This window comes from Enterocloster aldenensis (genome assembly GCF_003434055.1).
Taxonomy (GTDB): Bacteria; Bacillota; Clostridia; order Lachnospirales; family Lachnospiraceae; genus Enterocloster; species Enterocloster aldenensis.
Genome location: NZ_QVEX01000035.1, coordinates 1 through 7,375, shown reverse-complemented (window position 1 = coordinate 7,375; position 7,375 = coordinate 1). Strand labels below are relative to the sequence as shown.

Below are 7,375 nucleotides of genomic sequence, written 5' to 3'. Positions count from 1 at the left end.
GTGCCTTGAGCGAAGCGAAAGGAATGACAAAAATGATGAAAAAAGCAATCGTATTTGCAGTAGCGGCAGCCATGGCATTAACGGCTTGTTCAGGAGGGGAAAAGACGGCAGAGGTTGCGGTAGAATCAGAGACAACGGCAGCTGCACAAGGTACAGAGGCAGAAAAAGAGGCAGAAAAATCAGTGGGTCAGGAGGAGGAGCCAGGGAAAAAAGTAGGCGTAAGCCTTCTTAACAGTACCCATGTTTTCTACAACAATATTCAGAAATCCATGGATTATACTGCTGGAGAGATGGGGTGGTCAGTGGACTTTCAGGATGCGTCAGGTGACGCGAATAAACAGCTGAGCCAGGTTCAGGATTTTATCACCAAAAAGGTAGACGCAATTGTGATTGCTCCCACTAATTCCGCTGGTTCTAAGTCCATGGTTGAACTGGCAGACCAGGCAGGGATACCGGTATTTACCATGGACATTAAGTCGGATGGTGATGTAGTTTCACATATTGCTACGGATAACTATAAAGGCGGGGAGTTAGCCGCCCAATACCTGATAGAAAATATCCTTACAGATAAAACAGGTACAGCAGCAGTTATCACTTATTCTGAAATAGAAAGCTGCGTGGACCGTGAAAAAGGATTTACGGATTATCTGGAAAAAAATGCACCGGATATCGTAGTGGCAGATATCCAGAACTATTCCGGAGACCAGCAGAAGGCGGCGGATGTGATGCAGAACATGCTTTTAAAATATGATAATATAGATGCTGTATTCTGCGTGGGAGATCCAGCGGCAATTGGCGCCCTTTCTTCAATAACCGCAGCAGAAAAAGATACAAAAATTATTGGTTATGATGGAAATCCGGAGGGCATAGCCGAAATCAAGAAAGGCGGAAACTGGGTGGCAGATGTTGCGCAGGATCCGGAGGCAATTGGTAAGACAACTATGGAGGCCGTAGAACAGTACTTAAATGGAACCAACCCGGAAAAGGAGATCCTCATCGCTCCCTACATCATTGATGCCAGCAATGCAGAATAGAGGACAGGTTGTTATAAGAGCGCTGCCAAACAGCGCTCTTTCGTAGAAAGGAGAGGGAGGATGCAAAAAGAACCGGGAACACCACTTGTTGAACTCAAACATATAAGCAAATCATTTCCAGGGGTAAAGGTTCTGGAAGATATTTCCGTGGCATTCTATCCGGGAAAAGTCCATGTGCTTCTGGGGGAAAACGGAGCAGGGAAGTCAACTATAATCAAAATCATCTCGGGAATATATCATCCTGATTCCGGAGAGGTGATGATAGAAGGAAAAGCAGAACGCTTTACAAACATCAGACAGTCCCAGAAACTGGGGATTAGTGTCATACACCAGGAACTTAGCGTAATAGAAGACCTGATGGTTTATGAAAACGTATTTTTGGGACGGGAAATACGCTGCAATGGTATTCTTGATAAAAGAAAGATGATTGCTGAGACAAAGAATCTGATGTCTGGCATTGGTATTGATATTGACCCCAAAGCATACATAAGGGAGTTAAATAATGGCGAAAAACAGATGGTGGAAATTATCCGTGCCGTATCACAGAACAGCCGTATGGTTATTATGGATGAGCCAACCAGCTCCCTGTCCGGCTACGAGGTTGACGCACTGTTTGCGGTCATGAAAAAGCTGATAAAGGAAAATGTAGCTATTATTTATATATCACACAGGCTGAAAGAAATTTTGGAAATGGGTGATACGCTGACCGTGCTGAGAGATGGAAATGTGGTTGGTACACTGCCGGTCAGGGATGTTACAGAAGACCGCATGGTATCTATGATGGTGGGACGCGAAATACAGAACTATTATATTAAGCCTAACCGAAAAAAAGGCAGTAAGACAGTGTTGGAAGTATGCAGCCTGACCCGCAAAGGTAGTTTTAAGGATGTATCATTTCATCTGATGGAAGGAGAAATATTGGGAGTCTCAGGTCTGGTTGGGGCCGGAAGAACGGAAGTGATGAGAGCTGTTTTTGGGGCAGATCCTATCGACGGAGGGGAATGCCGCCTATATGGAAAGGTGTATAAGGCCAAGACCCCAAAAGATACAATCAAAATGGGGATGGGACTGATTCCGGAGGACCGCAGGGGGCAGGGACTTTTGTTAGGGAAAAATGTAAAAGAAAACGCATCTCTCGCCTCCGTCTATGCCAATTCACATAAAGGATTCATGGATTTTGAGTGGGAAAAGAGAGAGGCGCTAAATTATATAAAAAGACTGCGTATAAAAACATCTTCAGAAAAGACGGTTACCAGAAATCTTTCCGGAGGGAATCAGCAAAAGGTGGTAATTGCAAAGTGGTTGATGGCTAAATCACGGATTCTAATAATGGATGAGCCCACCAGGGGAATTGATGTCAATGCAAAGGCGGAAATATATACCCTTATGAAGGAGTTTGTGGAAAATGGGGGAAGCATTATCCTGGTATCTTCTGAACTCCCCGAAATCCTGGGATGCTCAAACCGAATCATGGTCATGAGGGAAGGACGGGTCACCGGTTTCTTGGATGAATCAGAAGCAACGGAAGAAACGGTCATGCAGCTTGCAAGTAAAGGCACAAGCGGGGAGGGAGAGTAATGGACCATAGTAAGCAAATGAGTCGCACAAAGGTTTTTGTTTCAGAGAATACAATGCTATTTTTTGCTATTGTATTGTTTATACTGTGTTTAATTGTGGTTCCGAGGTTTGCAACCAGTGGGAATCTAATGAATATCATGATACAAATTTCCATCAATGCATTGATTGCATGTGGGATGACATTTGTAATCCTGTCAGACGGCATTGATTTGTCGGTAGGCGCTGTGGCTGCTATTGCAGGCGTTGTAGGAGCCAGCTGGGTTAAACTTTACCCAGATGCGGGGATTCTCGTTTCTTTGGGTATTATCTTTGCAACTGCTGTTGGGGTAGGTACGGTATGCGGAGCTGTTAACGGTTTCTGTATAGCAAAATTAAATGTGCCCCCCTTTATTGCTACCTTAGCGATGATGAATGCGGCCAGAGGCCTGGCATATGTCCTGACAGATGCCAAACCGGTCTTTGGGCTTCCGGAAAGCTTTGGATGGCTGGGGCTTAGGAAAGCAGGCCCTATTCCCGTATCTATTATATTAATGCTTTTTGTAATTATCATATCTTTTATCATTTTATCTAAAACATGTTTTGGCCGTTATATCTATGCAATTGGAAGTAACCGGGAGGTTGCAAAACTGACAGGTATCAGTGTATTGAAAATCAGATTCAGCGTCTATATGATTTCCGGTATCCTGTCGGCACTGGCAGGGCTGGTACTGGCGTCAAAACTCCAGAATGGGCAGGCAACCGCGGCATCAGGATATGAACTGAATGCCATTGCCGCTGTGGCGATGGGCGGGACCAGCATGTCAGGTGGCAGAGGTGGTATTGCGCAGACGGTTATCGGATTGATTGTCATTGGAATCATTAATAATGCATTGAGCCTTTTGGGTGTTTCGTCGTATTGGCAGACTGTGTCTATGGGGGTAATCATTCTGGCTGCGGTGATTATAGACCAGTTCAGGAAATAAATCTGGAAAAGAGAGGACGGAAAGTTTTTTTCTTTTTGATAATGTTAAATATACTTCCGACAATTTATATAAAACTGCCATGAAGTGGAAGTAAGGGATGTATAAAAAGTGGAGGTAGATTTCAGTGTTAATTGAGCTTAATCAAGAAAAATCGGACAGACTGTCAAAAACAGAACAGGAAGTTATAAAGTATATTAATGAAAATGAAAAAAAGCTTTCTGAATTATCGATTGTGGATATTGCATTTGAAACATATTCCTCTCCGTCTACGGTGTCACGGGCTATCCGTAAGTGTGGAATTAATGGATTCAATGAACTTAGGTACAGGCTTACTGTGAAGGAGAGCAATACTCAGATTCAGAATATGGGAGAAATCTTAAATAAATCATTGATTGAGGCACAGCGTGTGCTGGAACAAATTTCCCTGACAACAATACTGGATATTGTGGGAGCCCTAAAAGGGGCAAGGCGTATTTTCGTACTTGCCAGAGGCCTGACAGAGTATGTGGCACAGGAATTCACACTAAAACTGCAATTATTAGACTTTAATGTTGTTTTTTTTGGCGACCCAAACATTATGCGCCAGAAAACTGGTAATTTAAACTCGGATGAGTTGGTAATCATTTTTTCTTTGAATGGAAAAACGCCTGAACTCATAGAATCAGCTAGGAAAGCCAAGCTGAGGAATGCGAAGGTCATCACGTGCTGCTGTAATGAGGATTCAGAACTGATTGAGCTGTCTAATTGCAATGTGATTGGATTTAAACATGAACATGATGCAATCAGGGACTATGAAGTGGCATCCCGGGTGGCGCTTCATATGATTGCCAGAATTATAATTGATTATCTGGTAGAAGAACATATGTAAAATTAAAAGAAGCAGGATAAGATTGTTTTCAGTTTCTGAAAAGATTTTCATCCTGTTTTCATTTATAGTTTAATCATCAAGGGGCGTTGCTTTAAAAATAAGGAGGTCAGCAGTGTGATTTATACATTAACTACAAACCCAGCGATTGATATGAACATAATAACTGATGGAATCAGATCTAAATATGTAAACCGTACATCAACCACGGTATATACACCTAATGGAAAAGGACTTAATGTCAGCTTTGTACTGCAGCATTTTAATGTTCCATCAACAGTACTTGGTTTTTTTGGCGGTTTTTCCGGGGAGTACATAGTTAAGGAGATAGAAAAAAGGGGATTTAAATCACATCCGGTATGGGTGGAAGACCTGACACGGATTAATGTTTTTTTAAATGACGGTGAACAGGAGTATAAATTTGTAAATGGAGGATCATTTGTAAGTCGGGAAAAGCAGGATGAAATGCTGGATATTATAAAAAGCAGGAAGGACATGGATTATCTTTCCATCAGCGGCAGCCTGCCTCCTGGGATTTCGCCGGAATATTACGAAGAAATCCTCAGTATCTGCAATGATAAGTCAGTGAAGGTAATATTAGATGTCAGTTCCCCGAAACTTAAGGAACTGCTGCGGTTCCGGCCGTATCTTATTAAACCCAATGATGAGGAGATTGCCGAGATTTTCGGAATTGTCATGAAGAGCGAACCGGATATTGTGGATGCGTTAGGGTATCTTCATGAAAAGGGTGCGCAGAACATCCTTCTGACTCTGGGGGAAAAGGGAGCATACTTTTCAAAAGGAAAAGATATTTACTATGTGGAGGCATATCCTGTAAAACTGTTAAGTTCGGCATGTGCCGGGGATTCATCTCTTGCAGCATTCTTAAGCATATGGCTGGAAAATACAAAAAGTATTGAAACGGCGTTAAAACGCTGTGCGGCCGTAGGGGCAAATGTGGCAGAGAGCAACGGTATAGGTGATTTGGCGCAGGTGGATAACTACATGGGAAAAATCAATGTAAGAAGGGTGAATGACAAATAACGTCAGCAGTCAGCAAACCTATGGCTGCAGTTAGATAGGGAGGAAAATAATATGCCATTCGTTACAACAAAAAAAATGTTACAGGATGCCCAGGATGGTCACTATGCAGTGGGTGCATTTAATGTTGAAAATATGGAGATGGTCATGGCCGTGATTGAAGCAGCAGAGGAAATGAATGCACCGGTTATCATGCAGACAACCCCATCAACAGTTAAATATGCAGGCTTAGATTATTATCTTGCGAATGTAAAAGCAGCTGCTGAGCGGGCTGATATACCGGTTGCCCTCCATTTAGACCATGGTTCCAGCTATGGACTGGCCATGCAGGCATTGCGCACCGGTTATACATCCATTATGATTGATGGTTCACATGAGGGATTTGAAGATAATGTAGTATTGACAAAAGCAGTTGTAGATGCCTGCAGGCCTTCAGGAATTCCGGTAGAGGCAGAACTCGGTAAAGTAGGAGGTAAAGAGGACGACCTGGACGGAGGGGATGGAGACAGTTATACAGATCCGAATCAAGCAAAAGAGTTTGTGGAACGTACGGGCGCCTCTTCCCTGGCGGTTGCAATTGGAACAGCACATGGCCTATATAAGGGAGAGCCTAAGCTGGAACAGGAACGTCTGTCAAACATACGTCAGGTTGTATCAGTCCCATTGGTTTTGCATGGGGCTTCAGGAGTACCGGACGAAGCAGTACGCGAGGCAATCCGGCGCGGTATCTGCAAAGTTAATTATGCAACAGAATTGAGAATTGCTTATAGCAATGGAATAAAAGAGGTCTTAAAAACAGATCCTGATATTATTGATCCTAAGAAATATGGTGCCATAGGTAAAAAGTATGTTAAGACCTTTGTCATGGAAAAAATCAGGAACTGCGGGTGTGTGAATAAAGGATGATAAGATATTTTTCTTACAGGCCCAGTAGATAGAGGTATATGAAGGGAATGATTAGTTGAAGATTTAAGATGGTTTTTCAGAAAATGAGGGGTCCTGTTTAAACTGCTATTTTTAGTAGTGGCAGTCGGAAGTTTATTTGCAGGACGGCAGGAGTAAGCAGAAAGGAAGCACTGCGGCAATCTCCCGGTCACTGCGCATTTCCCACAGAACCCCACCATACCAGATTTATTCATCAAGCTTTTCTTTTGATATGACAAAATCCGGATGCTTTGCTGAGCGCATAATTGGGGTTTATCTATTCATCAATATTTCACAGCTGCATCTATGCAGAAATCCGATTGCATATTTCGGTTTGACTATTCATCCATGGGATAACAACTGTTTTTTCTGTTTAATTCCAGCGTTTAAATACGATTATTTCTGCATCAGTTCCATAGCCGCTGTACTCGGATACCATGAGATGATTCTCGTCAGCAAGAATTCCATAACACCGGTGGCTGCCTTCTTTATGTAGTTGATTTCCTAAATAAATCCTGTTGTCATCCCAAAATTTTACGATTTGGCCGTTTGGAAGGACATATTCAATATTGGCATAGGAGCCCTTCAGTGCATGAAGTTCCGTCACTTCTTCCATGTCCAGAATATTAAGGGCATTAAACGCTGCAATCAGCTTTTCTTTTAATTCATTTAACACAGTCTCTCCTTTTTTACAGCATTGTGCAACTAGACATTCCGCCCCAAAAGGCTGTCCATCTGTTGCGGCACATCCATTACAAGCGCCGCTTAATCCGCATTTTGTACAATCAATTCCACAAATAGATTTCATTTTATTTCCCTCCATTCTTTGTTAATTATACCGCCATTGACTGATTTCGAAAAGACCTGATAATAAAAACCTCCTCAAAATCAGTCAATATATGAATTACAAAGAAGTTAAAAGCTTTTTAGTTTTAGGGCTCTTTGTCAATAGTTGGGGTGGGATTTGTTAA

The 7,375-nt window shown here is 42.5% G+C and carries 7 protein-coding genes; 6 read left to right on the top strand and 1 reads right to left on the bottom strand.

Annotated elements, in window-relative coordinates; genetic code table 11:
- Window positions 1-23 precede the first annotated feature (23 nt).
- From DWX59_RS28225 to gatY, 6 genes are all read left to right on the top strand, one after another.
- Complete coding sequence (locus tag DWX59_RS28225) at window positions 24-1,034, top strand: substrate-binding domain-containing protein (protein ID WP_117563471.1); 1,011 nt, start codon at window positions 24-26, stop codon at window positions 1,032-1,034.
- Between the two features lie 60 nt (window positions 1,035-1,094).
- Window positions 1,095-2,612, top strand: coding sequence for a sugar ABC transporter ATP-binding protein (locus DWX59_RS28220; RefSeq protein ID WP_117563470.1), 1,518 nt, complete (start codon window positions 1,095-1,097; stop codon window positions 2,610-2,612).
- Window positions 2,612-3,574, top strand: coding sequence for an ABC transporter permease (locus tag DWX59_RS28215; RefSeq protein WP_117563469.1), 963 nt, complete (start codon window positions 2,612-2,614; stop codon window positions 3,572-3,574). The genes DWX59_RS28220 and DWX59_RS28215 overlap by 1 nt, the downstream gene beginning before the upstream one ends.
- Before the next feature lie 124 nt (window positions 3,575-3,698).
- Window positions 3,699-4,442 carry a MurR/RpiR family transcriptional regulator gene (locus DWX59_RS28210; protein ID WP_117563468.1) on the top strand — a complete coding sequence of 248 codons (744 nt, stop codon included), beginning with the start codon at window positions 3,699-3,701 and terminating at the stop codon, window positions 4,440-4,442.
- A 114-nt stretch (window positions 4,443-4,556) separates the two neighbouring features.
- Window positions 4,557-5,483: a 1-phosphofructokinase family hexose kinase gene (locus tag DWX59_RS28205; RefSeq protein WP_117563467.1), complete on the top strand. Its 927-nt coding sequence runs from the start codon at window positions 4,557-4,559 to the stop codon at window positions 5,481-5,483.
- A 51-nt stretch (window positions 5,484-5,534) separates the two neighbouring features.
- Window positions 5,535-6,386, top strand: coding sequence for a tagatose-bisphosphate aldolase subunit GatY (gatY, locus tag DWX59_RS28200; protein ID WP_117563466.1), 852 nt, complete (start codon window positions 5,535-5,537; stop codon window positions 6,384-6,386).
- 391 nt (window positions 6,387-6,777) lie between these two features.
- Here gatY and DWX59_RS28195 read toward each other — a convergent pair whose 3' ends face one another.
- A complete protein-coding gene (locus DWX59_RS28195; RefSeq protein WP_117563465.1) occupies window positions 6,778-7,212 on the bottom strand; it encodes a DUF3795 domain-containing protein in 435 nt (144 codons plus the stop codon).
- Window positions 7,213-7,375 lie beyond the last annotated feature (163 nt).

Coding starts and splice junctions, on each gene's coding strand:
- DWX59_RS28225 (WP_117563471.1), top strand. CDS start 24: ATGACAAAAATGATGAAAAAAGCAATCGTATTTGCAGTAGCGGCAGCC.
- DWX59_RS28220 (WP_117563470.1), top strand. CDS start 1,095: ATGCAAAAAGAACCGGGAACACCACTTGTTGAACTCAAACATATAAGC.
- DWX59_RS28215 (WP_117563469.1), top strand. CDS start 2,612: ATGGACCATAGTAAGCAAATGAGTCGCACAAAGGTTTTTGTTTCAGAG.
- gatY (WP_117563466.1), top strand. CDS start 5,535: ATGCCATTCGTTACAACAAAAAAAATGTTACAGGATGCCCAGGATGGT.
- DWX59_RS28195 (WP_117563465.1), bottom strand. CDS start 7,212: ATGAAATCTATTTGTGGAATTGATTGTACAAAATGCGGATTAAGCGGC.